Annotated in this window: 23 protein-coding genes; 22 read left to right on the top strand and 1 reads right to left on the bottom strand. The window is 59.0% G+C overall.

The features are described 5' to 3' along the window. Positions 1–41 precede the first annotated feature (41 nt). The 16 genes from rseP to ispD all read left to right on the top strand — a co-directional run bounded on the left by rseP (position 42) and on the right by ispD (position 20,084). A complete protein-coding gene (gene rseP, locus AC1D2Q_RS08550; protein WP_477812911.1) occupies positions 42–1,394 on the top strand; it encodes an RIP metalloprotease RseP in 1,353 nt (450 codons plus the stop codon). A gap of 72 nt (positions 1,395–1,466) precedes the next feature. Continuing rightward, positions 1,467–3,857 (top strand): outer membrane protein assembly factor BamA, encoded by a 2,391-nt coding sequence (gene bamA, locus AC1D2Q_RS08545; RefSeq protein WP_477812910.1) that lies wholly within the window; start codon positions 1,467–1,469, stop codon positions 3,855–3,857. Between the two features lie 45 nt (positions 3,858–3,902). Continuing rightward, the gene (locus AC1D2Q_RS08540; protein ID WP_007940508.1) at positions 3,903–4,406 is read left to right on the top strand and encodes an OmpH/Skp family outer membrane protein; all 504 of its coding nucleotides are present in this window, start codon (positions 3,903–3,905) and stop codon (positions 4,404–4,406) included. A 3-nt stretch (positions 4,407–4,409) separates the two neighbouring features. Continuing rightward, positions 4,410–5,465, top strand: a complete 1,056-nt coding sequence (gene lpxD, locus AC1D2Q_RS08535) for a UDP-3-O-(3-hydroxymyristoyl)glucosamine N-acyltransferase (protein ID WP_305410034.1) — start codon at positions 4,410–4,412, stop codon at positions 5,463–5,465. Positions 5,466–5,574: 109 nt separating this feature from the next. After that, entirely contained in the window at positions 5,575–6,015 is a 441-nt protein-coding gene (fabZ, locus tag AC1D2Q_RS08530) for a 3-hydroxyacyl-ACP dehydratase FabZ (RefSeq protein ID WP_007940511.1), read from the top strand. Then, the gene (gene lpxA / locus AC1D2Q_RS08525) at positions 6,012–6,788 is read left to right on the top strand and encodes an acyl-ACP--UDP-N-acetylglucosamine O-acyltransferase (RefSeq protein WP_477812909.1); all 777 of its coding nucleotides are present in this window, start codon (positions 6,012–6,014) and stop codon (positions 6,786–6,788) included. The genes fabZ and lpxA overlap by 4 nt, the downstream gene beginning before the upstream one ends. Before the next feature lie 2 nt (positions 6,789–6,790). Continuing rightward, positions 6,791–7,918, top strand: coding sequence for a lipid-A-disaccharide synthase (gene lpxB, locus AC1D2Q_RS08520; RefSeq protein WP_305410032.1), 1,128 nt, complete (start codon positions 6,791–6,793; stop codon positions 7,916–7,918). Beyond that, the gene (gene rnhB / locus AC1D2Q_RS08515) at positions 7,918–8,559 is read left to right on the top strand and encodes a ribonuclease HII (protein WP_019581018.1); all 642 of its coding nucleotides are present in this window, start codon (positions 7,918–7,920) and stop codon (positions 8,557–8,559) included. The genes lpxB and rnhB overlap by 1 nt, the downstream gene beginning before the upstream one ends. A gap of 82 nt (positions 8,560–8,641) precedes the next feature. After that, the gene (dnaE, locus tag AC1D2Q_RS08510) at positions 8,642–12,163 is read left to right on the top strand and encodes a DNA polymerase III subunit alpha (RefSeq protein ID WP_477812908.1); all 3,522 of its coding nucleotides are present in this window, start codon (positions 8,642–8,644) and stop codon (positions 12,161–12,163) included. A 150-nt stretch (positions 12,164–12,313) separates the two neighbouring features. Beyond that, on the top strand, positions 12,314–13,261 hold the full coding sequence (locus tag AC1D2Q_RS08505) for an acetyl-CoA carboxylase carboxyltransferase subunit alpha (protein ID WP_019581016.1): 948 nt from the start codon (positions 12,314–12,316) through the stop codon (positions 13,259–13,261). Between the two features lie 128 nt (positions 13,262–13,389). Further along, positions 13,390–14,727 (top strand): tRNA lysidine(34) synthetase TilS, encoded by a 1,338-nt coding sequence (gene tilS, locus AC1D2Q_RS08500; RefSeq protein WP_477812907.1) that lies wholly within the window; start codon positions 13,390–13,392, stop codon positions 14,725–14,727. A 274-nt stretch (positions 14,728–15,001) separates the two neighbouring features. After that, complete coding sequence (locus tag AC1D2Q_RS08495) at positions 15,002–16,633, top strand: CTP synthase (protein ID WP_258671050.1); 1,632 nt, start codon at positions 15,002–15,004, stop codon at positions 16,631–16,633. 5 nt (positions 16,634–16,638) lie between these two features. Further along, positions 16,639–17,484 carry a 3-deoxy-8-phosphooctulonate synthase gene (kdsA, locus tag AC1D2Q_RS08490; RefSeq protein ID WP_258697350.1) on the top strand — a complete coding sequence of 282 codons (846 nt, stop codon included), beginning with the start codon at positions 16,639–16,641 and terminating at the stop codon, positions 17,482–17,484. Positions 17,485–17,641: 157 nt separating this feature from the next. Beyond that, complete coding sequence (gene eno / locus AC1D2Q_RS08485) at positions 17,642–18,931, top strand: phosphopyruvate hydratase (RefSeq protein WP_007940523.1); 1,290 nt, start codon at positions 17,642–17,644, stop codon at positions 18,929–18,931. A gap of 170 nt (positions 18,932–19,101) precedes the next feature. Continuing rightward, positions 19,102–19,380: a cell division protein FtsB gene (ftsB, locus tag AC1D2Q_RS08480; protein ID WP_007907178.1), complete on the top strand. Its 279-nt coding sequence runs from the start codon at positions 19,102–19,104 to the stop codon at positions 19,378–19,380. After that, on the top strand, positions 19,377–20,084 hold the full coding sequence (ispD, locus tag AC1D2Q_RS08475; protein WP_019581012.1) for a 2-C-methyl-D-erythritol 4-phosphate cytidylyltransferase: 708 nt from the start codon (positions 19,377–19,379) through the stop codon (positions 20,082–20,084). Before ftsB ends, ispD begins: the two co-directional genes overlap by 4 nt. A 35-nt stretch (positions 20,085–20,119) precedes the next feature. Here the strand turns inward: ispD and AC1D2Q_RS08470 are convergent, their stop codons facing one another. Further along, positions 20,120–21,016, bottom strand: coding sequence for a LysR substrate-binding domain-containing protein (locus AC1D2Q_RS08470; protein ID WP_018927003.1), 897 nt, complete (start codon positions 21,014–21,016; stop codon positions 20,120–20,122). Positions 21,017–21,122: 106 nt separating this feature from the next. On the opposite strand from AC1D2Q_RS08470, the gene AC1D2Q_RS08465 reads away from it, so the two are divergent. Genes AC1D2Q_RS08465 through AC1D2Q_RS08440 form a run of 6 tightly spaced genes read left to right on the top strand, consistent with a single transcriptional unit; the run spans position 21,123 to position 26,085 of the window. Further along, a complete protein-coding gene (locus AC1D2Q_RS08465; protein WP_018927002.1) occupies positions 21,123–22,235 on the top strand; it encodes an S-(hydroxymethyl)glutathione dehydrogenase/class III alcohol dehydrogenase in 1,113 nt (370 codons plus the stop codon). A gap of 8 nt (positions 22,236–22,243) precedes the next feature. After that, a complete protein-coding gene (fghA, locus tag AC1D2Q_RS08460; protein ID WP_064620040.1) occupies positions 22,244–23,089 on the top strand; it encodes an S-formylglutathione hydrolase in 846 nt (281 codons plus the stop codon). Positions 23,090–23,142: 53 nt separating this feature from the next. Continuing rightward, positions 23,143–23,616: a 2-C-methyl-D-erythritol 2,4-cyclodiphosphate synthase gene (ispF, locus tag AC1D2Q_RS08455; RefSeq protein WP_018927000.1), complete on the top strand. Its 474-nt coding sequence runs from the start codon at positions 23,143–23,145 to the stop codon at positions 23,614–23,616. After that, positions 23,613–24,671, top strand: coding sequence for a tRNA pseudouridine(13) synthase TruD (gene truD, locus AC1D2Q_RS08450; protein ID WP_477812906.1), 1,059 nt, complete (start codon positions 23,613–23,615; stop codon positions 24,669–24,671). Before ispF ends, truD begins: the two co-directional genes overlap by 4 nt. Then, positions 24,659–25,408, top strand: a complete 750-nt coding sequence (surE, locus tag AC1D2Q_RS08445; protein ID WP_477812905.1) for a 5'/3'-nucleotidase SurE — start codon at positions 24,659–24,661, stop codon at positions 25,406–25,408. Before truD ends, surE begins: the two co-directional genes overlap by 13 nt. Before the next feature lie 41 nt (positions 25,409–25,449). After that, positions 25,450–26,085 (top strand): protein-L-isoaspartate(D-aspartate) O-methyltransferase, encoded by a 636-nt coding sequence (locus AC1D2Q_RS08440; protein ID WP_173861137.1) that lies wholly within the window; start codon positions 25,450–25,452, stop codon positions 26,083–26,085. Positions 26,086–26,201: the final 116 nt, after the last annotated feature.

Here is a 26,201-nt window from a genome sequence, read left to right as displayed (position 1 = left end):
CGTTGGCCCATGCAGCACCGATAGGATTGCGGAGAAAGTAGATGAGCGCGCTCTATATGATTGTCGGCACCCTGGTAGCGCTGGGCGTGCTGGTCACCTTCCACGAATTCGGCCATTTCTGGGTCGCACGTCGCTGTGGGGTCAAGGTGCTGCGTTTCTCCGTGGGCTTCGGCATGCCGCTGCTGCGCTGGCACGACAGTAAAGGCACTGAATTCGTGGTTGCCGCCATCCCGCTGGGTGGCTACGTGAAAATGCTCGACGAGCGCGAAGGTGAGGTGCCGGCCGATCAGCTCGATCACGCCTTCAATCGCAAGTCCGTCCGTCAGCGTATTGCCATCGTGGCGGCCGGTCCGATTGCCAACTTTCTATTGGCGATGGTGTTTTTCTGGGCATTGGCGATGCTGGGCAGCGAGCAGGTGCGCCCGGTTATCGGCGCGGTCGAATCCGGCAGTATCGCCTCCAGGGCAGGTTTGAGCCCGGGGCAGGAAATTATTGCCATCGATGGCGAGCTAACTTCCGGCTGGGCTGCGGTGAACCTGCAACTGGTCCGCCGCCTGGGCGAGAGCGGTTCCCTGCAAGTGCTGGTCCGCGAACAGGGCTCCACCGTTGATTCGCCTCGTGAGCTGGTGCTGGACAAGTGGCTCAAGGGGGCTAACGAGCCGGATCCTATTCACTCGCTGGGGATTCGCCCCTGGCGTCCGGCATTGCCGCCGGTGCTGGCCGAAATTGACCCGAAAGGGCCAGCAAAGGCTGCGGGTCTGAAGGCCGGTGACCGTCTGTTGGCCCTTGATGGCAAGGCGCTGGATGACTGGCAGCAAGTAGTCGACATCGTCCGTTTGCATCCGGATACCAAAATCATACTGCGCGTTGAGCGCGACGGTGCTCAAATCGACGTCCCTGTGACGCTGGCCGCGCGCGGCGAGAGCAAGGCACCCAGTGGCTATCTGGGCGCAGGGGTGAAAGCGGTCGATTGGCCACCAGAGATGATTCGCGAAGTCAGTTTCGGTCCGGTGGCCGCGATTGGGGAGGGTGCCCGACGCACCTGGACCATGAGCGTACTGACCCTCGACTCGCTCAAGAAAATGTTGTTCGGCGAGCTCTCGGTAAAAAACTTGAGTGGACCGATAACCATTGCTAAAGTGGCGGGCGCTTCTGCCCAGTCGGGCATCGCTGATTTCCTGAATTTCCTTGCTTATCTGAGTATTAGCCTGGGTGTTCTGAATTTGCTGCCCATTCCTGTACTGGATGGGGGGCATTTGTTGTTTTGTCTGATCGAGTGGGCGCGTGGTCGTCCCTTGTCGGATCGGGTGCAAGGTTGGGGGATACAGATCGGTATCAGTTTGGTGGTCGGGGTGATGTTGCTTGCTCTGGTCAATGATCTGGGTCGACTGTAACGCTTCGCTGAATTGCGAATCTGCCGCATTTTGCGGCAGTTTTTATTGCCAGTTGGAATAAGAAAGGACTTCATGAAACGTCTGCTGCTAACTGCGGTTCTCACCGTATTGATGATCGCCGAAGTTCACGCCGAGTCCTTCACTATCTCTGATATTCGCGTCAATGGCCTCCAGCGGGTCTCCGCGGGTAGCGTCTTTGGTGCCTTGCCGTTGAACGTCGGCGAGCAGGCGGATGATCGTCGCCTGGTGGAATCCACTCGTGCGCTGTTCAAAACCGGGTTCTTTCAAGATATCCAGCTGGGCCGTGAAGGCAACGTCCTAGTCATCACTGTAGTCGAGCGTCCGTCGGTCGCCAGTATCGAGATCGAAGGCAACAAGGCGATCTCCACTGAAGACCTGATGAAGGGCCTCAAACAGTCCGGTCTGGCCGAAGGCGAGATCTTCCAGCGCGCGACCCTCGAAGGTGTGCGTAACGAACTGCAGCGTCAATACGTCGCTCAGGGCCGCTACTCGGCTACCGTCGACACCGAAGTGGTGCCGCAGCCGCGTAACCGCGTTGCCCTGAAGGTCAACATCAACGAAGGCACCGTAGCGGCGATCCAGCACATCAACGTGGTTGGCAACACTGTCTTTCCTGATGAAGACCTGATCGACCTGTTCGAACTCAAGACCAGCAACTGGCTGTCGTTCTTCAAGAACGATGACAAGTACGCCCGTGAAAAGCTCTCCGGTGACCTGGAGCGTCTGCGCTCCTATTACCTGGACCGTGGCTATATCAATATGGATATCGCTTCGACCCAGGTGTCGATCACCCCGGACAAGAAACACGTCTATATCACCGTCAACGTCAACGAAGGCGAGAAGTACACCGTTCGTGACGTGAAACTCAGTGGCGACCTGAAAGTGCCTGAAGACCAGGTCAAGTCCCTGCTGCTGGTTCAGAAAGGCCAGGTGTTCTCGCGCAAGCTGATGACCACCACCTCCGAACTGATCACCCGCCGCCTGGGTAACGAGGGTTACACCTTCGCTAACGTCAACGGCGTGCCTCAGCCTCACGATGAAGACCACACGGTCGATATCACGTTCGCTGTCGATCCGGGCAAGCGTGCTTACGTGAACCGCATCAACTTCCGTGGCAACACCAAGTCCGAAGACGAAGTGCTGCGTCGTGAAATGCGTCAGATGGAAGGCGGCTGGGCTTCGACCTACCTGATCGACCAATCCAAGACCCGCCTGGAACGTCTGGGCTTCTTCAAGGAAGTCAACGTCGAAACGCCGGCCGTGCCGGGTGTCGATGATCAGGTTGACGTGAACTACAGCGTTGAAGAGCAGGCTTCCGGTTCGATTACCGCCAGCGTCGGTTTCGCCCAGAGCGCCGGTCTGATCCTTGGTGGTTCGATCACTCAGAACAACTTCCTGGGTACCGGTAACAAGGTCAGCATTGGCTTGACTCGCAGTCAGTATCAAAGCCGTTACAACTTCGGTTATGTCGACCCCTACTGGACAGCTGACGGTGTGAGCCTGGGTTACAACGCTTTCTATCGTACGACCGACTACAAAGACCTCGACGTCGATGTAGCCAGCTATGCCGTAGACAGCCTGGGTGCGGGCGTGAGCGTCGGTTACCCGATCAGCGAGACTTCGCGTCTGACCTTCGGTCTGTCTGCACAGCAAGACAAGATCAAGACTGGCCAGTACACCGTTGACGAGATCTTTGACTTCGTTAACAAGGAAGGCGACAGCTACCTGAACTTCAAGGCCTCGGCCGGTTGGTCCGAGTCCACCCTGAACAAGGGCGTACTGGCGACCCGTGGTCATTCCCAGAGTCTGACCCTGGAAACCACGACGCCTGGCAGCGACCTGTCGTTCTTCAAACTTGACTATCGTGGCCAGCTGTTCCAGCCATTGACCGAAAACTACACCATGCGCCTGCACACCGAGCTGGGCTATGGCGACGGTTACGGTTCGACCGATGGCTTGCCGTTCTATGAAAACTATTACGCAGGTGGTTTCAACTCGGTTCGTGGCTTCAAGGACAGTACTTTGGGGCCGCGTAGTACCCCTAGCCGCGGCGCGGCAGTGACGGGTAACACGGGCACACTGGCTGACCCGGATCAGGACCCGCTGCCATTCGGTGGTAACGTGTTGATCCAGGGCGGTGTCGAAGTTCTGTTCCCGCTGCCATTCGTCAAGGATCAACGTTCCCTGCGTACTTCGGTATTCTGGGACGTCGGTAACGTATTCGACTCCAAATGCGACAAGACGACGAATGCCAATACCAGTTCGAGTGCTTCGACACAGTGCAACGACATCAGTCTGAGCAACATGGCCAGTTCCGTCGGTGTCGGCGTGACCTGGGTCACTGCGCTGGGTCCTTTGAGCTTTGCATTGGCCATGCCGGTCAAGAAACCGGATAACGCTGAGACTCAAGTGTTCCAATTCTCCCTCGGCCAGACGTTCTAAGCGTCTGACCCAAGATAATGACAATGGATTTTGTAGGAGTGCATCGTGCGTAAGTTGACTCAATTGGTTCTCCTGGCGACCGTGCTGGTTGCAGGTCCGGCTTTTGCCGACATGAAAATCGCCGTTCTGAACTATCAGATGGCATTGCTGGAATCCGATGCGGCGAAGAAATACGCCGTGGATGCCGAGAAAAAATTCGGCCCGCAACTGACCAAGCTCAAGAGCCTGGAAAGCAGCGCCAAGGGTATCCAGGACCGTTTGATGGCCGGTGGCGACAAGATGCAGCAAGGCGAGCGTGAACGTCTGGAGCTCGAGTTCAAGCAAAAGGCCCGTGATTTCCAGTTCCAGTCCAAGGAGCTGAACGAAGCCAAAGCCGTTGCCGACCGTGAAATGCTCAAGCAGCTCAAGCCGAAACTGGACAGCGCTGTGGAAGAAGTCATCAAGAAAGGTGCTTATGACCTGGTCTTCGAGCGTGGCGCAGTGATTGATGTCAAGCCTCAGTACGACATCACTCGCCAGGTTATCGAGCGCATGAATCAGCTGAAGTAACCCATGACAGCGACTATAAAGCTCGGCCAGYTGGCCGAGTTCCTCGGCGCCACCTTACGTGGCGACCCGGAGAAAGAAATTACTGGGCTGGCCACTTTGCAAGAGGCTGGCCCAGCTCAGTTGAGCTTTCTGGCAAATCCTCAATACCGTAAATACCTGGCTGACAGTCAGGCCGCAGCCGTGCTGCTGAAGGCCGCTGACGCTGAAGGTTTTGCCGGTGATGCGCTGGTGGTGGCTGATCCGTATGTGGCTTATGCGCGCATTTCCCATCTGTTCGATCCCAAGCCCAAGGCGCCGGCCGGTATTCATCCGACAGCGGTAGTGGCAGCGGATGCGGTGGTCGATCCGGCGGCGAGCATCGGTGCCTTTGCGGTCATCGAAAGTGCAGCGCGTATTGGCGCCGGTGTGACCGTTGGTGCGCATTGCTTCATCGGTGCACGCTGCGAAATTGGCGAGGGCGGCTGGTTGGCCCCGCGGGTCACGCTGTATCACGACGTGCGCATCGGCAAACGGGTGGTGATTCAATCCGGTGCCGTGCTCGGTGGTGAAGGCTTCGGTTTTGCCAACGAGAAAGGTGTCTGGCAGAAAATTGCCCAGATCGGCGGCGTCTCGATCGGAGACGACGTGGAAATAGGCGTAAATACCGCTATCGATCGTGGCGCGCTGGCCGATACCGTCATTGGTAATGGTGTGAAGCTCGACAACCAGATTCAGATTGCCCACAACGTCCAGGTTGGTGACCACACGGCCATGGCCGCGTGCGTGGGAATTTCCGGCAGCACCAAAATCGGCAAGCATTGCATGCTCGCCGGTGGCGTAGGGCTGGTGGGGCATATCGACATTTGCGACAACGTTTTCCTGACCGGGATGACCATGGTGACTCACTCGATTACCGAGCCGGGTTCCTATTCTTCCGGTACGGCGATGCAACCGGCAGCCGAATGGCGCAAAAGCGCGGCACGTATCCGTCAGCTCGATGACATCGCGCGTCGTCTGCGACAGCTGGAAAAGCGTGTAGGGGACGTGACCCCTGACGGTAATGCTTCATCAGATGGCTGATACCATTTCCATATCAAGTGTGCACAGCCGCTAGACTGCCTCCCTTGATTTGCTAGAGGAGTGCGCGTCAGTCGCGCGCTCCCAATCTTTACATAGGCTTCCCCCCGAAATGATGGACATCAACGAGATTCGCGAATACCTGCCTCACCGTTACCCGTTCCTGCTGGTGGACCGGGTCGTGGATCTGGATGTGGAAGGCAAGCGCATTCGCGCCTACAAGAATGTCAGCATCAACGAACCGTTCTTCAATGGTCACTTCCCTGCGCATCCAATCATGCCGGGCGTACTGATCATCGAAGCGATGGCTCAGGCTGCCGGGATCCTTGGTTTCAAAATGCTCGACGTGAAACCGGCCGATGGCACCCTTTACTACTTCGTCGGCTCCGACAAACTGCGCTTCCGTCAGCCTGTGCTGCCGGGCGATCAGCTGATCCTTGAAGCCAAGTTCATCAGCTGCAAGCGTCAGATCTGGAAGTTCGAATGCCAGGCTTCGGTCGATGGCAAGCCAGTCTGCTCCGCTGAAATCATCTGTGCGGAACGCAAACTATGAGTTTGATTGACCCTCGCGCAATCATCGATCCGACGGCCATCCTGGCCGACGACGTCGAAGTCGGCCCTTGGTCGATTGTCGGCGCAGGTGTGGAAATCGGCGAGGGGACAGTGATTGGGCCGCATGTGATTCTCAAGGGCCCGACCCGAATCGGTAAGCACAACCGCATCTACCAGTTTTCTTCGGTAGGTGAGGACACGCCCGATCTGAAATACAAGGGCGAGGAAACCCGTCTGGTCATCGGTGACCACAACGTCATCCGTGAAGGTGTGACGATTCACCGCGGGACCATTCAGGACCGTTCGGAAACGACCCTGGGCGATCACAACCTGATCATGGCCTATGCCCACATCGGTCACGACAGCGTTATCGGCAATCATTGCATTCTGGTCAACAACACCGCGTTGGCGGGGCATGTGCACGTTGATGACTGGGCGATCCTGTCCGGCTTCACCCTGGTTCACCAGTATTGCCACATTGGCGCCCACAGCTTTTCCGGCATGGGCACTGCCATTGGCAAAGACGTTCCAGCGTACGTCACGGTATTCGGCAACCCCGCCGAAGCTCGCAGCATGAACTTCGAAGGCATGCGCCGTCGCGGTTTCAGCGAAGAGGCGATCCACGCGTTGCGTCGTGCCTACAAGGTGGTTTACCGCCAGGGCCTGACAGTCGAGCAAGCGCTCGCCGAGCTGGCCGAACCCTCGCTGCAATTCCCGGAAGTCGCGGTGTTCCGTGATTCCATCCAGTCTTCGACCCGCGGCATCACCCGCTAATCATGGCCAATCTGCGTATTGCGCTGGTGGCGGGTGAGGCTTCCGGTGACATTCTGGGCGCGGGTCTCATGCGTGCGCTCAAGGCACAGCATCCGGCGGTCGAATTCATTGGTGTCGGCGGTCCGCTGATGCAGGCCGAAGGCCTGACTTCTTATTTCCCGATGGAACGCCTTTCTGTCATGGGGCTGGTGGAAGTGCTGGGCCGATTGCGCGAGCTGTTGGCCCGTCGCAAGAAGCTGGTTGCCGATCTGATCGCCGCAAAGCCGGACGTGTTCATCGGTATCGATGCCCCGGACTTCAACCTCAATATCGAACTCAAGCTGCGTCAGGCCGGGATCAAGACCGTGCATTACGTCAGCCCGTCGGTCTGGGCCTGGCGACAGAAGCGGGTGCTGAAGATTCGCGAAGGTTGCGACCTGATGCTGACGCTGTTCCCGTTCGAAGCTAAATTTTATGAAGAGAAGGGCGTGCCGGTACGGTTTGTCGGGCATTCCCTGGCCGATGCGATCCCGCTTGAGGCCGATCGCGCCGCTGCGCGAGCCGAACTCGGTTTGCCGGACGGGCCGCTGGTCGCCCTGATGCCGGGCAGCCGCGGCGGTGAAGTCGGGCGCCTCGGTGCGTTGTTCCTCGACACCGCCCAGCGCCTGCGAGCCATGCGTCCGGGCGTGCGGTTCGTCATGCCGTGCGCCAGCGCGGAACGCCGGGCCCAGCTTGAAGAACTGCTGGCCGGTCGCGATTTGCCGCTGACCTTGCTCGACGGCAAATCCCATCTGGCGCTGGCGGCGTGCGACGCGGTGTTGATCGCTTCGGGCACCGCCACCCTGGAAGCATTGCTGTACAAGCGGCCGATGGTGGTCGCTTATCGCCTGGCACCGCTGACGTTCTGGATTCTCAAACGGATGGTGAAGAGTCCCTACGTCTCGTTGCCGAATTTGCTGGCCCAGCGCCTGCTGGTGCCAGAGTTGTTGCAGGACGATGCGACAGTCGAAGCCCTGGCCCAGACTCTGTCGCCGCTGATCGAAGGTGGCGAGGAGCAGACCCGAGGCTTTGACGAAATCCACCGAACCCTGCGACTGGACGCCTCCAATCAGGCAGCGGACGCGGTACTGAACCTGATTGGCAGAGCATAATGAGCAAAGCAAGCAAGCAGCTGGGCCTGGATTTTATGCTGGTCGATGAAGTTGAAGATCTGGTGGCGGGTGTCGATGAAGTCGGTCGCGGCCCGCTGTGCGGTGCCGTAGTGACGGCGGCGGTGATCCTCGACCCGAGCCGGCCGATCCTTGGCCTCAACGATTCGAAGAAGCTCACCGAAGCCCGTCGCGAAGCGCTTTACGATGAAATCTGCGAAAAAGCCCTGAGCTGGTGCATCGCTCGTGCCGAAGTCGAAGAAATCGACGAGTTGAACATTCTCCATGCCACCATGCTGGCTATGCAGCGTGCGGTCGAAGGGCTACACATTCAGCCGAAACTGGCGATGATTGATGGCAATCGGTGCCCGAAACTTTCGATGCGCGCCGAAGCGGTGATTCAGGGTGATGGCAAGGTCCCGGCCATTGCGGCGGCGTCAATTCTGGCCAAGGTCAGCCGTGACCGTGAAATGGCGGCGTTCGAACTGATTTATCCCGGTTACGGTATCGGTGGCCACAAAGGCTACCCGACGCCCGTTCATCTGGAGGCGCTGACGCGTCTGGGGCCGACACCGATTCACCGCCGCTCGTTCGCCCCGGTACGCCTGGCGTATGAAGCGCGGGAAAACCTGATCGAGGGTTAGTCGCAGGCTGATGTTTTACTCAAGGCCCGGTACAATCCGGGCCTTGTTGTCTTCACGTTTCTAGTTTCTAGACAGGATCACTATGCCGGCTTCATTCGTTCATCTACGCCTGCACACTGAATATTCCCTGGTCGACGGTCTGGTGCGGATCAAACCGCTGGTCAAGACCCTGGTCGGCATGAACATGCCTGCCGTGGCGGTCACTGACCAGAACAACATGTGTTCCCTGGTCAAATTCTATAAAGCCGCCATGGGCGCCGGGATCAAGCCGATCTGTGGCGCCGACCTGTGGCTGTCGAACAAGGATCCGGACAACCCCTTGAGCCGGATCAGCCTGCTGGCGATGAACGCCACGGGTTATCGCAACCTCACCGAACTGATCTCCCGCGGTTTCATCGACGGCCAGCGCAATGGTTCGATCATCATCGAGCGCGAGTGGGTGGCCGAAGCCAGCGAAGGCTTGATCATGCTGTCGGCGGCGAAAGAGGGCGAAATCGGTCTGGCGATGCTCGGCGGCAACCCGGACGAAGCCGAAACCCTGGCTCGCGAGTGGATGGCGGTGTTCCCGGATCGTTTCTACCTGGAAATCCAGCGCACCAATCGCCCCAACGACGAAGAGCAGCTGCACGGCGCAGTGGCCCTGGCCGAGAAAATCGGCGCGCCGCTGGTGGCGACCAACGACGTGCGCTTCATCAAGCAGGAAGACTTCGAAGCCCACGAAACTCGCGTTTGCATCGGTGAAGGCCGCGCCCTCGACGATCCGCGGCGTTCGAAGAATTACAGCGATCAGCAATACCTCAAAAGCGCCGAGGAGATGGCCGAGCTGTTCAGCGATCTGCCTGAGGCGCTGGAAAACACGGTCGAGATCGCCAAGCGCTGCAACATCGAAGTGAAGCTGGGCAAGCACTTCCTGCCCAACTTCCCGATTCCCGATGGCATGACCATCGACGAGTATTTCCGCAAGGTTTCCTTCGACGGTCTGGAAGAGCGCCTCGCGGTTCTGCTGCCCAAAGACACCACCGAAGACTACGAAGCCAAGCGTCAGGTCTATGTCGACCGGCTGAATTTCGAGCTGGATATCATCATCCAGATGGGCTTCCCCGGTTACTTCCTGATCGTGATGGACTTTATCCAGTGGGCCAAGAACAACGGCGTACCGGTGGGGCCTGGCCGTGGGTCGGGTGCCGGGTCGCTGGTGGCCTATGTGCAGAAGATCACTGACCTTGACCCGCTGGAATATGACCTGCTGTTCGAACGTTTCCTTAACCCGGAACGGGTTTCCATGCCCGACTTCGACGTCGACTTCTGCATGGACGGTCGCGACCGCGTGATCGATTACGTGGCCGAGAAATACGGCCGTAACGCGGTGAGCCAGATCATCACCTTCGGTTCCATGGCAGCCAAGGCTGTGGTCCGTGACGTGGCGCGGGTGCAGGGCAAGTCCTACGGCCTGGCGGATCGTCTGTCGAAGATGATTCCGTTCGAAGTCGGCATGACCCTGGAAAAAGCCTACGAACAGGAAGAAATCCTGCGCGACTTCATCAAGGTCGATGAAGAAGCCGCGGAAATCTGGGAAATGGCGCGCAAGCTCGAAGGCGTTGTGCGTAACGTCGGTAAACACGCCGGTGGTGTGGTCATCGCGCCGACCAAGCTGACCGACTTCTCGCCGATCTATTGCGACGAAGCGGGCGACGGTCTGGTAACCCAGTTCGACAAGGATGACGTTGAGGCTGCCGGTCTGGTGAAGTTCGACTTCCTGGGGCTTCGGACCCTGACGATCATCGACTGGGCACTGAAAACCATCAACCGCGACCGCGCCAAGGTCAACGAACCGCCGCTGGACATCGCGTTCATCCCGCTGGACGACAAACCGACTTACACACTGCTGCAAAAAGCCGAAACCACCGCGGTGTTCCAGCTCGAGTCGCGTGGCATGAAAGAGCTGATCAAAAAGCTCAAGCCCGACTGCCTGGAAGACTTGATCGCACTGGTGGCCCTGTTCCGTCCGGGCCCGCTGCAATCGGGCATGGTGGACGACTTCATCAACCGTAAGCACGGTCGCGCCGAACTCGCGTACCCGCACTCGGACTACCAGTACGACGGCCTCAAGCCGGTATTGGCGCCGACTTACGGCATCATCCTGTATCAGGAACAGGTGATGCAGATTGCCCAGGTCATGGCCGGTTACACCCTCGGCGGCGCGGACATGCTGCGTCGAGCCATGGGTAAGAAAAAACCCGAAGAAATGGCCAAGCAGCGCGGCGGTTTCATTGAAGGTTGCGCCACCAATAATATCGACGCCGACCTTGCCGGTAACATTTTCGACCTGGTAGAAAAATTCGCCGGTTACGGTTTCAACAAATCCCACTCCGCTGCCTACGGCCTGGTGTCGTACCAGACCGCGTGGCTGAAAGCCCACTATCCGGCGCCGTTCATGGCCGCGGTACTGTCGGCGGATATGCACAACACCGACAAGGTCGTGACCTTGATCGAAGAAGTGCGGACCATGAAGCTGCGCCTCGACGCGCCGGACGTGAACACCTCGGAGTTCAAGTTCACGGTGAACGACGAAGGCCGCATCATTTACGGCCTGGGCGCGATCAAGGGCGTGGGCGAAGGCCCGGTCGAAGCGATTACCGAGGCGCGGCAAGACGGGCCGTTCAAGGACCTGTTCGATTTTTGCGCGCGGGTCGACCTCAAGCGTATCAACAAACGCACCCTCGACGGCTTGATCCGCAGTGGTGCCCTGGACCGCCTTGGCCCGTATTTCCACGATGAGCAGAAAGCCTATCAGGCCAACATCGACCGCAACCGCGCGGTGTTGTTGACGGCCATGGAAGAGGCGATCAAGGCGGCCGAACAAACCGCTCGTACCCACGACAGTGGGCATGCCGATCTGTTTGGCGGTCTGTTCGTGGAAGAAGACGCCGACGTCTACGCCAATCACCGCAAGGCCAAGGAGCTGACCCTCAAGGAACGTCTGAAAGGCGAGAAAGACACCTTGGGCCTGTACCTCACCGGCCACCCGATCGACGAATACGAAGGCGAGATCCGTCGCTTCGCCCGTCAGCGCATCATCGACCTGAAGCCGGCTCGCGATACTCAGACGGTCGCGGGCATGATCATCGCCCTGCGAGTGATGAAGAACAAAAAGGGCGACAAGATGGGCTTCATCACTCTCGACGACCGCTCCGGGCGGATCGAAGCCTCGTTGTTCGCCGATGCGTTCCATTCCGCGCAGTCGCTGTTGCAGACCGATGCGATGGTGGTGGTCGAAGGCGAAGTCAGCAACGACGACTTCTCCGGTGGCCTGCGGTTGCGGGTCAAGCGGGTGATGAGCATGGAAGATGCGCGCACCAACCTGGCCGAAAGCCTGCGCCTGAAGTTGCATGCCAAGGACCTCAAGGGCGATCAGCTACGCTGGTTGGGTGAGTTGTTGAAGCGTCATCGCGGTGCGTGCCCGATCACCATGGACTACACCAGCCCCGATGCGAAGGCCTTGTTGCAGTTTGGCGAGACCTGGCGGATCGACCCGGCGGATGCCTTGATTCAAGCTCTGCGTGACCAGTTCGGGCGAGACAACGTCTTCCTCCAATACCGTTGACGGTCAGGCGCCATTCCTTACCATGGGAACGCGCCTGATCCCGACCCGAATTTTTAATCTCGACCTGAACGCGCCTGTCCCTTAAGGTAGGGCGCGAATAGACAACCGGCCGGCCCAAGCTCTCTTGGACGCGACCCTAGACGGACGCCTATGAACCCGAATTTTCTAGATTTCGAACAGCCGATCGCCGACCTGCAAGCCAAGATCGAAGAGTTGCGCTTGGTCGGTAATGACAATTCGCTGAATATCGGCGATGAGATCTCCCGCCTACAGGACAAGAGCAGCACGCTGACCGAAGACATCTTCGGCAAGCTGACCAGCTGGCAGATCGCGCGTCTGGCGCGTCACCCGAAACGTCCGTACACCCTGGACTACATCGAACACATCTTTACCGAGTTCGATGAGCTGCACGGCGACCGTCACTTCTCCGACGACGCTGCCATCGTTGGCGGTGTTGCCCGTCTGGACGATAAGCCGGTGATGGTTATCGGTCACCAGAAAGGCCGTGAAGTGCGCGAGAAGGTTCGCCGCAACTTCGGCATGCCGCGTCCTGAGGGCTACCGCAAGGCGTGTCGCCTGATGGAAATGGCCGAGCGTTTCAAAATGCCGATCCTGACCTTCATCGACACCCCGGGCGCTTACCCTGGCATCGACGCCGAAGAGCGCAACCAGAGCGAAGCGATTGCCTGGAACCTGCGCGTCATGGCTCGCCTGAAAACCCCAATCATCGCCACCGTGATCGGTGAGGGTGGTTCCGGTGGTGCGCTGGCAATCGGCGTTTGCGATCAGCTGAACATGTTGCAATATTCGACCTACGCGGTGATTTCGCCGGAAGGTTGCGCCTCGATTCTGTGGAAAACTTCCGAGAAAGCTCCGGATGCCGCTGAAGCGATGGGCATCACTGCCGAGCGTCTGAAGGGCCTGGGCATTGTCGATAAAGTGATCGGCGAGCCGTTGGGTGGCGCTCATCGTGATCCGGCCGCTGCCGCTGCCTCGATCCGCGCCGAGCTGAGCTCGCAACTGGCGATGCTGAAGAAGTTCGACAACGACGCGCTGCTGGCCCGTCGTTACGAGCGTCTGATGAGCTACGGTCTCTGATCTGCGGCTGACTTTTGCCCTGGGTTGCCAATCAAAAGATCGCAGCCTTCGGCAGCGCCTACATTTATCACCTGTAGGAGCTGCCGCAGGCTGCGGTCTTGGCATTCTTGTTGGCAGAGGTGTTTTAAATGATTGCCCATTCAAACAGTGGCAATGATCTGCAAACCAGGCTTTTCAAGGCGCTTGCGCCTTGGCGCAACGCCACAACCTGGCGCATCGCCTTCTCCGGTGGTCTCGACTCCACCGTCCTGCTGCACCTTCTTGCACATTTCGCAAAAACCGAATCCTTGCCGGCGTTGACCGCCATTCATGTCCACCACGGCCTGCAGGCTGCGGCTGATGCGTGGCCGGAGCATTGTCAGTCGGTCTGTGATGCGTTGGGTGTGCCGTTGGAGGTTGTGCGTGTTCAGGTTGAGCGCGGCGCGAGTCTTGAGCGTGCGGCGCGGGATGCGCGTTATGGCGCCTTCATCGCGGCGACTCACGCCGGTGAAGTGCTGCTCACTGGGCAGCACCGTGACGATCAAGCGGAAACCCTGTTGTTTCGGCTGATGCGCGGGGCAGGGGTGAGAGGCTTGTCGGGAATGCCGAGCGAGCGTCCTCTGGGGCGGGGGCATCTGTTGCGACCGTTGCTGGATGTCACACGCGCCGAGCTTGAGGCCTACGCCACTGAGCATCAGTTGAGCTGGATCGAAGATCCGTCGAATCAGGACCGACAGTTCTCGCGCAATTACCTGCGTCATCAGGTGTTCCCCGTGTTGACCGCGCGCTGGCCGCAAGCTGTGGCGACCATGGCTCGCAGCGCTGCGCATCTGAGTGAAGCGCAGGGGTTGCTCGACGACCTGGCGCAAATTGATCTGGCCCAGGCCGGTACCGTCAGTGATTTCGATTGGCTGGGGTTGCCGTCGCTGGAGTTGGCGCCCCTGGAAAATCTCTCTGATGCACGCCAGCGCAATGCGCTGAGTCATTGGCTCAAACCGCTGACATCTTTGCCGGACAGTGACCATTGGTCGGGTTGGCAGGATTTGCGCGATGCGACTGTCGATGCTCGTCCGGTCTGGCGATTGGCGGGGGGCGAACTGCATCGCGCTGGTGGGCGTCTCTGGTGGTTGTCGGGTGGATGGTTGCGCACTCCGCCATCCCCGGTGTCCTGGGCTGACCCCTCGGTATTGCTGACGTTGCCGGATAATGGTGTGCTCACGCTCACCGGTCAGATCCCCGATGGCCCGTTGCAGATCCGCTATCGTGAGGGCGGCGAAGTCATGAATTTGCCCGATCGCGGTCACCGTGACTTGAAGCGTTTGCTCAACGAAAGCGGCGTGCCGGGCTTCGTCCGTGGCAGATTGCCGCTGGTCTACAGGGACGAGCAATTGCTGGCGGTGGCGAACCTGCGGGGGCTAAATGGCAGTGAGCGCAGTGGCTGGTATTTGCATTGGCAGCCGTCGATCGAAGATCAAGGTTTGAGCTGAAAGGGGCTTTCCGGTAGACTACGCTCCCTTCTTGATACAACTTCTGTGGATTCGCCTGAATCGCAGCAGTTGCCGATTACCAAGCAGTCTTTGCTGGGCGATTCCAAAAAATGTGTAGCGAGCAACCTACCGGTGTTTCATCTTCCGGTCTGTCCCAACGCGGCGGTTTTTTTGAAAGGTGCACTGTGATTAATGCAGGTGATCGGGGGCTTCGGCCTTCCTTCGCTTTCCCCGGCGGCTCGGACCGCTTTAACGCAGACTTCTAGGGTTTTTCATGACGCGCTACATATTCGTCACGGGCGGTGTTGTTTCTTCATTGGGGAAAGGCATTGCCTCGGCTTCATTGGCGGCCATCCTGGAGGCGCGGGGACTTAAGGTCACCATGCTGAAGCTGGACCCGTACATCAACGTTGACCCGGGCACCATGAGCCCGTTCCAGCACGGTGAAGTGTTCGTCACCCATGACGGCGCCGAGACCGACCTGGACCTGGGCCACTACGAGCGGTTCATCCGCACGACCATGACCCAGAACAACAACTTCACCACTGGCCGTGTCTACGAACACGTCCTGCGCAAAGAGCGCCGTGGTGATTACCTGGGCGCAACCATTCAGGTGATCCCGCACATCACCGACGAAATCAAGCGCCGGATCATCAAGGGCGCCGGCGATGCCGACGTGGCCATGGTCGAGATCGGTGGCACCGTGGGTGACATCGAGTCGCAACCGTTCCTCGAGGCGATCCGTCAATTGCGTTTCGAAGTCGGCGCCAAGCGCGCGATGCTGATGCACCTGACACTGGTGCCGTACATCGCCACTGCCGGCGAAACCAAAACCAAGCCAACCCAGCACTCGGTCAAGGAACTGCGTTCCATCGGCCTGCAGCCTGACGTGCTGGTGTGCCGCTCCGATCACCCGATCGACATTTCTTCGCGTCGCAAGATCGCGCAGTTCACCAACGTTGAAGAACGTGCGGTGATTGCACTGGAAGACGCCGACACCATCTACAAGATCCCGGGCATTCTGCACTCCCAGGGCCTGGATGACTTCGTCGTCGAGCGTTTCGGCCTGCAATGCGACAGCGCCGATCTGTCCGAGTGGGAAGCGGTGGTTGACGCCAAGCTGAACCCGGAGCACGAAGTCACCATCGCCATGGTCGGCAAATACATGGAACTGCTGGACGCCTACAAGTCGCTGATTGAAGCGATGAGTCACGCCGGTATCAGCAACCGCACCAAGGTCAATCTGCGCTACATCGATTCCGAAGACATCGAAAACCAGGGCACTGCTCTGCTGGAAGGCGTCGACGCGATTCTGGTACCGGGCGGCTTCGGTCTGCGTGGTGTTGAAGGCAAGATCACTGCCGTTCAATACGCTCGCGAAAACAAGGTTCCATACCTGGGCATCTGCCTGGGCATGCAAGTGGCCGTTATCGAGTTCGCTCGTAACGTCATGGGCTGGAAAGATGCCAACTCCACTGAGTTCGATCGCACCAGCGGTCACCCGGTGGTAGGTCTGATCACCGAGTGGGAAGATGCCACCGGCGCCGTCGAAACCCGTACCGAATCGTCCGATCTGGGCGGCACCATGCGCCTTGGCGCTCAGGACTGCCTGCTTGAGCCAGGTTCCCTGGTGCACGATTGCTACGCCAAGGATGTGATCGTCGAGCGTCACCGTCATCGCTACGAAGTGAACAACAACCTGCTGCCGCAAATCATCGAGGCCGGCCTGAAAATCTCCGGTCGTTCCGGTGATGGCGCGCTGGTTGAAGTGGTTGAAGCACCGGATCACCCATGGTTCGTCGCTTGCCAGTTCCACCCAGAGTTCACCTCGACGCCACGCGACGGTCACCCGTTGTTCAGCGGTTTCGTTAAAGCCGCTTTGGCTCAACACCAGAAGAAGGCGTAAACCTGATGGCGCAGAAGATTATCCGAGTAGGCAATATCGAGATTGCCAACGACAAGCCAATGGTGCTGTTCGGTGGCATGAACGTGCTGGAAAGCCGTGACATGGCGATGCAGGTCTGTGAAGAGTACGTAAAGGTCACCGAAAAGCTCGGTATCCCTTACGTGTTCAAGGCCAGTTTCGACAAGGCGAACCGTTCTTCTGTGACCTCTTACCGTGGCCCTGGCCTGGAAGAGGGCATGCGGATTTTCCAGGACATCAAGCAAGCCTTTGGCGTACCGATCATCACCGACGTCCACGAGCCTGATCAGGCTGCGGTCGTCGCTGAAGTCTGCGACATCATCCAGTTGCCGGCCTTCCTGTCGCGCCAGACCGACCTCGTGGTCGCGATGGCCAAGACCGGCGCGGTGATCAACATCAAGAAAGCCCAGTTCCTCGCGCCCCAGGAAATGAAACACATCCTGAACAAATGCGTGGAAGCCGGTAACGATCAGTTGATTCTCTGCGAGCGTGGTTCGAGCTTCGGTTACAACAATCTCGTGGTCGACATGCTCGGCTTCGGCATCATGAAGCAGTTCGAGTACCCGGTGTTCTTCGACGTGACCCACGCGCTGCAAATGCCCGGCGGTCGCTCCGATTCCGCCGGCGGTCGTCGTGCCCAGGTCACTGACCTGGCCAAGGCCGGCATGAGCCAGTCGCTGGCCGGGCTGTTCCTCGAAGCCCACCCGGACCCGGACAACGCCAAATGCGACGGCCCTTGCGCCCTGCGTCTGGACAAACTGGAGCCATTCCTGGCCCAGCTCAAAGCACTGGACGAACTGGTGAAGAGTTTTCCGACGGTAGAAACCGCGTAAACCTCAATTCTCCGGTAAAGTACCGCACGGTTTAATTGCTCAGGCCCTCGGGCTTGAGCCTTATCGTCCGCAAGCCTGCCCGTTGTCTGTCACTTGCCGACGATAAAAGATTTCCTTCAGCTGCGTCGTTTTCGTCAACTTTGGAGTGTTTACAACAATGGCAAAAATCGTCGACATCAAAGGTCGTGAAGTTCTCGACTCCCGTGGCAATCCCACTGTGGAAGCAGACGTGCTTCTCGATAACGGCATCATCGGCAGCGCTTGCGCGCCATCCGGTGCTTCCACTGGCTCGCGTGAAGCGCTCGAGCTGCGTGATGGCGACAAGAGCCGTTATCTGGGCAAAGGCGTGCTCAAGGCCGTAGCCAACATCAACGGTCCGATCCGCGACCTGTTGCTGGGCAAAGACCCAAGCGACCAGAAAGCGCTGGATCACGCGATGATCAAGCTCGATGGCACTGAAAACAAAGCAACCCTGGGCGCCAACGCAATCCTCGCCGTTTCCCTGGCCGCGGCCAAGGCAGCAGCACAGGACCAGGACCTGCCGCTGTACGCTCACATTGCCAACCTGAACGGTACCCCGGGTGTCTACTCGATGCCGGTTCCGATGATGAACATCATCAACGGTGGCGAACACGCCGATAACAACGTCGACATCCAGGAATTCATGGTTCAGCCGGTTGGCGCCAAGTCTTTCTCGGAAGGCCTGCGCATGGGCACCGAGATTTTCCATCACCTCAAAGCCGTTCTGAAGGCTCGTGGCCTGAGCACTGCCGTTGGTGACGAAGGTGGTTTCGCGCCGAACCTGGCTTCCAACGAAGACGCTTTGAAAGTGATCTCCGAAGCGGTGGCCAACGCCGGTTACAAGCTGGGCACCGATGTGACCCTGGCCCTGGACTGCGCGGCCAGCGAATTCTATGAAGATGGCAAGTACAACCTGTCCGGCGAAGGCCAGGTGTTCACTGCTGAAGGTTTCGCCGACTACCTGAAAGGTCTGACCGAGCGTTACCCGATCATCTCCATCGAAGACGGTCTGGACGAGTCCGACTGGGCTGGCTGGAAAATCCTCACCGACAAGATCGGCGAGAAGACTCAGCTGGTAGGCGACGACCTGTTCGTGACCAACACCAAGATCCTGAAAGAAGGCATCGACAAAAAGATCGCCAACTCGATCCTGATCAAGTTCAACCAAATCGGTACCCTGACAGAAACCCTGGAAGCCATCCAGATGGCCAAGGCCGCTGGTTACACCGCCGTGATCTCGCACCGCTCCGGCGAAACCGAAGATTCGACCATTGCCGACCTGGCCGTGGGCACCTCGGCTGGCCAGATCAAGACCGGTTCGCTGTGCCGTTCCGACCGCGTTTCCAAGTACAACCAACTGCTGCGTATCGAAGAGCAGTTGAATGGCAAAGCCAAGTACAACGGCCGTAGCGAATTCCGCGGCTGAGTGGTAAACGATAAAAAGACACCGGATTGTGTCGGAAAAATCGCGACAGCGACGGATTTGCCACTAATCTGATGCCTTAAGAGCACAAGCCTGGTTCTTCCAGGCTTCGTGCTATCAGAAGCTTCAAAGTTTGGCATGGCTGTCTTTTTTCACTGGATACCTGATATTCGATGCGCAGTCCCAATTGGTTGTTCCTCGTCTTGCTCTTGCTGCTGGCCGGCCTGCAGTATCGCCTGTGGGTGGGTAATGGCAGTCTGGCGCAAGTGGCCGAGCTGAAGCAGCAGATTGCGGATCAACACGCCGAGAACGAGGCGTTGCTGGAGCGCAATCGGGTGATGGACGCCGAAGTCAGTGAGTTGAAAAAGGGCATGGAGACCGTTGAAGAACGGGCTCGCCATGAGTTGGGCATGGTCAAGGATGGTGAAACCCTTTACCAGTTGGCCCAATGATTGAGTCGTTACCGGCCTTCTGGGCCGTGATTCCTGCCGCGGGCGTCGGTGCCCGTATGGCCGCGGACCGTCCCAAGCAATACTTGCAACTGGGCGGGCGCACTATTCTCGAACACAGCCTTGGCTGTTTCCTCGATCATCCTGCCCTGAAGGGGTTGGTGGTCAGTCTTGCCATCGACGATCCTTACTGGCCGAACCTGGCCTGTGCTGCCGATCCGCGTATTCAGCGGGTTGAAGGTGGCGCCGAGCGTTCCGGATCAGTGCTCAACGCCTTGCTGCATCTGCATGCCCAGGGCGCTGACGATGAGGATTGGGTGTTGGTTCACGATGCCGCGCGACCGAATCTGGCGCGCGATGATCTTGATAAATTGCTCAGTGAACTGGCTGACGACCCGGTGGGCGGCCTATTGGCGGTGCCTGCGCGCGACACCCTCAAACGGGTCGACAAGCACGGGCGTGTGCTGGAAACGGTGGATCGCAGTGTGATCTGGCAGGCTTATACACCGCAGATGTTTCGCCTTGGAGCATTGCATCGGGCGCTGGCGGACAGCCTGGTGGCGGATGCTGTCATCACCGATGAAGCCTCGGCGATGGAGTGGGCAGGTATGGCACCCCGTTTGATCGAAGGTCGATCCGATAACATCAAAGTCACTCGCCCCGAAGACCTTGAGTGGTTGCGCCAGCGCTGGGCGAACCGCCGTTAAAAGATCGCCGCCTATGCAGGCTGTGATCTTTTCTCTTAAACCCGATATTCCGGCCGTTCGGCCAACCCTTCCTTCAAATAATCCACTAACTTGCGTACTTTCGGTGACAGATGCCGCTGCTGTGGATAAAGCGCCCAAACCGCTGTGTTCGGTGGTTGGTGGGCTTCCAGCAGCGAGATCAATTCGCCGTTTTTCAGGTGCTCCAGTACGTAGTAGTCCGGCAACTGACACAACCCAACCCCTTGTAGCGCGGCATCCAGCACCGCCTGCCCACTGTTGCAGCGCCAGTTTCCCTGTACTCGCTGGGAAAATTCCCGCCCGTTCTGTTCCAGTTGCCAGATATCCGAGCTGCCGATGAGGCAGTTGTGGCGACTCAGTTCCGACAAACTGTGTGGGCGACCATACCGTTCCAGGTAGGACGGCGAGGCGCACAGATACATGCGCCGTGGTGCCAAACGAGTCGCGACCAATCTTGAATCCTGCAGGCGGCCGAGGCGGATGGCCAGGTCCAGCCCTTCGTGCACCAGATCGAGCGGGCGGTTGCTCAGTTCGATGTCCACACGCAGTTGTGGATACAGCCCCATGAAGCGAGTCACCAGCGGCACAATGAATCGTTCGCCGTAGGCCACGGCGCAGGTCATGCGCAGCATGCCCTTGGGTTCGCTGGTCAGGTCGCCGACAGCGCGCAACGCTTCTTCGCGGCCGTCCTGCAAACGTTGGCAATGTTGCAGAAAGGTTTGCCCGGCTTCGGTCAGCGTGACCCGGCGGGTGCTGCGATAGAGCAAGCGGGTTTGCAGTCGCTCTTCCAGTCTTACGATTTGGCGACTGATGTGGGAGGAAGACACCCCAAGGCGTTCAGCCGCGGCGGTGAATTGGTTGCACTCTGCGACGGCGACGAACTCGTCGATGCCTTCCCAGCGGTTTTCGGACATCAGGATTATCCCTGCATGGCAATAATGTTTTGCTTTTGTCCCGATTATTCATCGTATGCGGCTGTATTACACTCCCTGTCTCGTTTTTATTCACTGGAGAGTCAGCATGATCAAGTCGCGCGCCGCCGTTGCCTTCGAGGCCAAGAAGCCCCTCGAGATCGTTGAAGTTGATGTCGCCATGCCCAAGGCGGGCGAAGTCCTGCTGCGCGTCGTCGCTTCCGGTGTCTGCCATACCGATGCCTACACCCTCTCGGGCGCGGACCCGGAAGGTATCTTCCCGTCGATCCTGGGCCACGAAGGTGGCGCGGTGGTCGAAGCGATCGGCGAGGGCGTGACCTCGGTTGCGGTGGGCGATCATGTGATCCCGCTGTACACCCCGGAATGCGGCAAGTGCAAATTCTGTCTGTCGGGCAAAACCAACCTCTGCCAGGCGATTCGTGCAACCCAGGGTAAAGGCCTGATGCCGGACGGCACTTCGCGCTTTTCCTACAAGGGCGAAACGATTTTCCACTACATGGGCACCTCGACGTTTTCCGAGTACACCGTGCTGCCGGAAATCTCTGTCGCCAAAATTCCTAAAGAAGCCCCTCTGGAAAAAGTCTGCCTGCTGGGCTGTGGCGTCACCACCGGCATCGGTGCAGTGATCAACACTGCCAAGGTCAAACCGGGTGACACCGTCGCCATCTTCGGTCTGGGCGGCATCGGACTGTCTGCCGTGATCGGCGCGGTCAAAGCCAAGGCTGGCCGGATCATCGCCATCGACATCAACCCGGCCAAGTTCGAAATCGCCAGGCAATTGGGCGCCACCGACTGTGTAAACCCGAAAGACTTCGATCGTCCGATCCAGGAAGTGATCGTCGACATGACCGATGGCGGCGTCGACTTCTCGTTCGAATGCATCGGCAACGTGCAGTTGATGCGTGCCGCACTTGAGTGCTGCCACAAGGGTTGGGGCGAGTCGGTAATCATCGGTGTGGCCGGCGCAGGCCAGGAAATCTCCACCCGTCCATTCCAGTTGGTCACTGGTCGCGTCTGGCGCGGTTCGGCGTTCGGTGGTGTGCGTGGCCGTACCGAGTTGCCAAGCTATGTCGAAATGGCCCAGACCGGCGAGATCCCGCTGGATACCTTCATCACCCACACTATGGGCCTGGAAGATATCAACAAGGCGTTTGACCTGATGCATGAAGGCAAAAGCATCCGTAGCGTCATTCATTTCTGAGGTCGCTTATGAGCCTGGAAAATATCTCCTGCCAGAAAAGCTTCGGCGGCTGGCACAAGCGCTACCGGCACCGCTCCGACGTGCTCGGTTGCGACATGGTGTTTGCCGTGTACCTGCCGCCGCAAGCGGAGCAGGGCGGCAAGCTGCCGGTGCTGTACTGGTTGTCTGGCCTGACCTGCACCGACGAAAACTTCATGCAGAAGGCCGGTGCCATGCGCATGGCCGCCGAGCTGGGGCTGATTATCGTCGCGCCGGACACCAGCCCACGCGGTCCCGAAGTGCCGGGCGATCCGGATGGCGCCTGGGACTTCGGTCTCGGTGCCGGGTTTTATCTCAATGCCACGCAGGAACCGTGGTCGCGGCACTATCGGATGCATGACTATGTCGTGCAGGAATTGCCGGCATTGGTTGAGGCGCATTTCCCGGCATCGGAAAAGCGTGGCATCAGCGGCCACTCCATGGGTGGCCACGGTGCGCTGGTCTGCGCCTTGCGTAATCCGGGGCGTTACCAATCGGTGTCGGCGTTCTCGCCGATCAACAATCCGATCGATTGCCCATGGGGGCAGAAAGCCTTTTCCCGCTACTTGGGTGAAGACCGGTCGAAATGGCGCGAGTGGGATGCCTGTGCATTGATCGCCGAAGCCGACGAGAAACTGCCGCTGCTGGTGGATCAGGGTGATCGCGACGATTTCCTCGCCACCCAGCTCAAACCTGAAGCCCTGCAACAGGCGGCGAAACTTGCTGGTCATCCGCTGACGTTGCGTTTGCAACCCGGCTACGACCACAGTTATTTCTTCATCGCGAGTTTCATCGACGACCACTTGCAGCATCACGCGCGCGCTCTAAGCGCCTAATGTCTGACAAAGCAGGTAGAATCACGCCCTGACAAAAATCGGGGCGTTTTTTTATGCGTATTGGCCACGGCTATGATGTGCACCGTTTCGGTGAAGGCGATTTCATCACGCTGGGCGGTGTGCGGATTGCACACAGCTTCGGGCTGCTTGCCCATTCCGACGGTGATGTCCTGCTGCACGCCTTGAGCGATGCGTTGCTCGGTGCTGCCGCGCTGGGTGATATCGGCAAGCATTTTCCAGACACCGATCCGCAATTCAAGGGCGCCGACAGCCGCGCGCTGTTGCGTCATGTCGTCGCACTGATCCACGCCAAAGGCTGGAAAGTCGGCAACGTCGATAACACCATTGTCGCCCAGGCCCCGAAAATGGCCCCGCATATCGAATCGATGCGCGCGCTGATTGCCGCGGATCTTCAAGTTGAGTTGGATCAAGTGAACGTGAAAGCTACCACCACCGAAAAGCTTGGCTTTGTCGGTCGCGAAGAAGGTATTGCCGTGCACTCCGTTGCCTTGTTGCTGCGCGCATGAACGAAATGCAATTGCTCGGCCCGCGGGCCTATGGTGACGCTCTCGGCAGCGCGGTGCTGAAAGCCACGGCGGAAGATTTCCAGGTCGATGAAGTCCTCGATATTCCCCTGAGCGGCGACGGCGAACACCTGTGGATCTGGGTGGAAAAGCGCGGTCTGAATACCGAAGAAGCGGCACGGCGAATTGCCAAGGCTGCGGGCGTGCCATTGCGTACTGTCAGCTACGCGGGCCTCAAGGACCGTCAGGCGTTGACTCGCCAGTGGTTCAGCGTGCAACTGCCCGGCAAGGCTGATCCAGATCTGTCGGCAGCGGAAAACGACACGCTGAAGATTCTCAAGACCGGTCGGCACAGACGCAAGCTGCAACGCGGTGCCCATTCGGCCAACGGCTTCACGTTGCGCCTGACCCAGTTCGCTGGCGACAAGGCAGCGATCGAAGAGCGTCTGCAACTGATCGCCAGGCAAGGTATTCCCAATTATTTCGGCGCCCAGCGTTTCGGGCATGACGGCGGCAACGTCGTCGACGCCCGTGCCTGGGCAGCGCGCAAGGCCCTGCCGGAACAACGCAATGTGCGTTCGCGCCTGCTCTCCACCGCGCGCAGTTTTCTGTTTAATCAGGTGCTGGCGGCACGTGTCGCCGATGGTACCTGGCAGCGTGCTCAGGTCGGCGATCTGCTGGCGTTCACCGACAGCCGCAGTTTCTTCCCGGCAGGTGAAGCCGAGTGCAGTGACCCGCGTCTGGCGATTCTCGACTTGCACCCGACCGGCCCGCAGTGGGGCGAAGGTGACTCGCCGGCGTCAGGCGCTGTCCATGAACTGGAGCAGGCAATCGCCGCGCGCGAAGCGGACCTGCGCGATTGGTTGATTAACGCCGGAATGAGCCACGAACGTCGCATCCTGCGGCTGCCCATTGGCGGGTTGACGTGGCATTATCCCGAGCCTGACATTCTGCAACTGGAATTCGTCCTCCCGGCCGGATGCTTCGCCACCGTATTGGTGCGTGAACTCGTCGATCTGGTGCCGGTGGGGCAGACGGACAGCCCATGCGTATTCTGATTTCTAACGACGATGGGGTAACCGCACCCGGTCTCGCCGCGCTTTATGCTGCGCTGGCGGATTACACCGAATGCGTGGTTATCGCCCCGGACCAGGACAAAAGCGGCGCCAGCAGCTCGTTGACGCTCGACCGTCCGTTGCACCCGCACACCCTGGCCAATGGCTTTATCAGCCTCAACGGCACACCCACCGACTGCGTGCACCTGGGCCTTAACGGCTTGTTGGAGCTCGAGCCGGACATGGTGGTTTCCGGCATCAACCTGGGCGCCAACCTGGGGGATGACGTGCTGTATTCCGGCACCGTGGCGGCGGCCCTCGAGGGACGTTTCCTTGGGCGTCCTTCGTTTGCCTTTTCGTTCGTCTCACGGCAAGTAGAGAACCTTCCCACAGCCGCTTATTTTGCGCGCAAACTGGTAGAGGCTCACGCGGACCTTGAACTGCCACCGCGCACGGTACTGAACGTGAACGTTCCCAACTTGCCGCTGGAGCACATCCGCGGTATCCAGCTGACCCGCCTCGGCCATCGCGCCCGCGCCGCGGCACCGATGAAAGTAGTCGATCCGCGCGGTAAATCCGGTTACTGGATCGCTGCGGCGGGGGACGCCGAAGATGGCGGCCCGGGCACCGATTTCCATGCGGTGATGCAAGGCTATGTTTCAATCACGCCACTGCAACTGGATCGCACCTTTAATGATGCCTTCAGAAGTCTCGATGGCTGGCTGGAGGGGCTGCGCTAATGGCTCGTGAACAAGACGATATTCTGCACCGCGGCATCGGGATGACCTCCCAGCGGACCCGTGAGCGTCTGATTCAGCGCCTCTATGAAGAAGGGGTGTCCAACGCCAAGGTGCTGGAAGTCATCCGCCGCACACCGCGTCACCTGTTCGTTGATGAGGCGCTGGCCCACCGCGCTTATGAAGATACGGCGCTACCGATTGGCCATAACCAGACCATCTCCCAGCCTTATATGGTGGCGCGCATGAGCGAGCTGCTGCTGGAAGCCGGCCCGTTGGACAAGGTGCTGGAAATCGGTACTGGTTCGGGTTACCAGACAGCGGTGCTGTCGCAACTGGTCGAGCGGGTTTTTTCCGTCGAGCGCATCAAGGTTCTGCAAGATCGAGCCAAGGAGCGCCTGGTGGAGCTGAACCTGCGCAATGTGGTATTTCGTTGGGGCGATGGCTGGGAAGGCTGGCCGGCGCTGGCGCCTTACAATGGCATCATTGTGACCGCCGTGGCCACCGACGTGCCTCAGGCGCTGCTCGATCAATTGGCACCGGGCGGGCGACTGGTGATTCCGGTCGGCTCTGGTGAAGTTCAACAATTGATGCTGATTATCCGTGAAGAACAGGGCTTTTCCAGGCGTGTTCTGGGGGCGGTGCGCTTTGTGCCACTGCTCAACGGGCCGCTGGCCTGAGCATTTGTTTCAACGTGCTGAATTCTCTTCGATTGCCCGGGTCTTACAGCGGCATCGATGGGTTAAACAGAATTCATCGTCAGGCAGCAAACGTGTGCGTGAAGCGAATCCGCTTC

This window comes from Pseudomonas sp. P1_A1, assembly GCF_056406935.1.
This window is presented reverse-complemented; position numbering and strand designations above follow the sequence as displayed.

Excerpts from the sequence above, each read along its gene's own strand:
- ftsB (WP_007907178.1), top strand. The coding sequence starts at position 19,102 with ATGCGCAGTCCCAATTGGTTGTTCCTCGTCTTGCTCTTGCTGCTGGCC.
- rnhB (WP_019581018.1), top strand. The coding sequence starts at position 7,918 with ATGAGCAAAGCAAGCAAGCAGCTGGGCCTGGATTTTATGCTGGTCGAT.
- bamA (WP_477812910.1), top strand. The coding sequence starts at position 1,467 with ATGAAACGTCTGCTGCTAACTGCGGTTCTCACCGTATTGATGATCGCC.
- lpxA (WP_477812909.1), top strand. The coding sequence starts at position 6,012 with ATGAGTTTGATTGACCCTCGCGCAATCATCGATCCGACGGCCATCCTG.
- fabZ (WP_007940511.1), top strand. The coding sequence starts at position 5,575 with ATGATGGACATCAACGAGATTCGCGAATACCTGCCTCACCGTTACCCG.
- eno (WP_007940523.1), top strand. The coding sequence starts at position 17,642 with ATGGCAAAAATCGTCGACATCAAAGGTCGTGAAGTTCTCGACTCCCGT.
- tilS (WP_477812907.1), top strand. The coding sequence starts at position 13,390 with ATGATTGCCCATTCAAACAGTGGCAATGATCTGCAAACCAGGCTTTTC.
- AC1D2Q_RS08465 (WP_018927002.1), top strand. The coding sequence starts at position 21,123 with ATGATCAAGTCGCGCGCCGCCGTTGCCTTCGAGGCCAAGAAGCCCCTC.
- AC1D2Q_RS08495 (WP_258671050.1), top strand. The coding sequence starts at position 15,002 with ATGACGCGCTACATATTCGTCACGGGCGGTGTTGTTTCTTCATTGGGG.
- AC1D2Q_RS08505 (WP_019581016.1), top strand. The coding sequence starts at position 12,314 with ATGAACCCGAATTTTCTAGATTTCGAACAGCCGATCGCCGACCTGCAA.
- AC1D2Q_RS08470 (WP_018927003.1), bottom strand. The coding sequence starts at position 21,016 with ATGTCCGAAAACCGCTGGGAAGGCATCGACGAGTTCGTCGCCGTCGCA.
- dnaE (WP_477812908.1), top strand. The coding sequence starts at position 8,642 with ATGCCGGCTTCATTCGTTCATCTACGCCTGCACACTGAATATTCCCTG.
- AC1D2Q_RS08440 (WP_173861137.1), top strand. The coding sequence starts at position 25,450 with ATGACCTCCCAGCGGACCCGTGAGCGTCTGATTCAGCGCCTCTATGAA.
- kdsA (WP_258697350.1), top strand. The coding sequence starts at position 16,639 with ATGGCGCAGAAGATTATCCGAGTAGGCAATATCGAGATTGCCAACGAC.
- surE (WP_477812905.1), top strand. The coding sequence starts at position 24,659 with ATGCGTATTCTGATTTCTAACGACGATGGGGTAACCGCACCCGGTCTC.
- ispF (WP_018927000.1), top strand. The coding sequence starts at position 23,143 with ATGCGTATTGGCCACGGCTATGATGTGCACCGTTTCGGTGAAGGCGAT.
- rseP (WP_477812911.1), top strand. The coding sequence starts at position 42 with ATGAGCGCGCTCTATATGATTGTCGGCACCCTGGTAGCGCTGGGCGTG.
- fghA (WP_064620040.1), top strand. The coding sequence starts at position 22,244 with ATGAGCCTGGAAAATATCTCCTGCCAGAAAAGCTTCGGCGGCTGGCAC.
- ispD (WP_019581012.1), top strand. The coding sequence starts at position 19,377 with ATGATTGAGTCGTTACCGGCCTTCTGGGCCGTGATTCCTGCCGCGGGC.
- lpxB (WP_305410032.1), top strand. The coding sequence starts at position 6,791 with ATGGCCAATCTGCGTATTGCGCTGGTGGCGGGTGAGGCTTCCGGTGAC.
- truD (WP_477812906.1), top strand. The coding sequence starts at position 23,613 with ATGAACGAAATGCAATTGCTCGGCCCGCGGGCCTATGGTGACGCTCTC.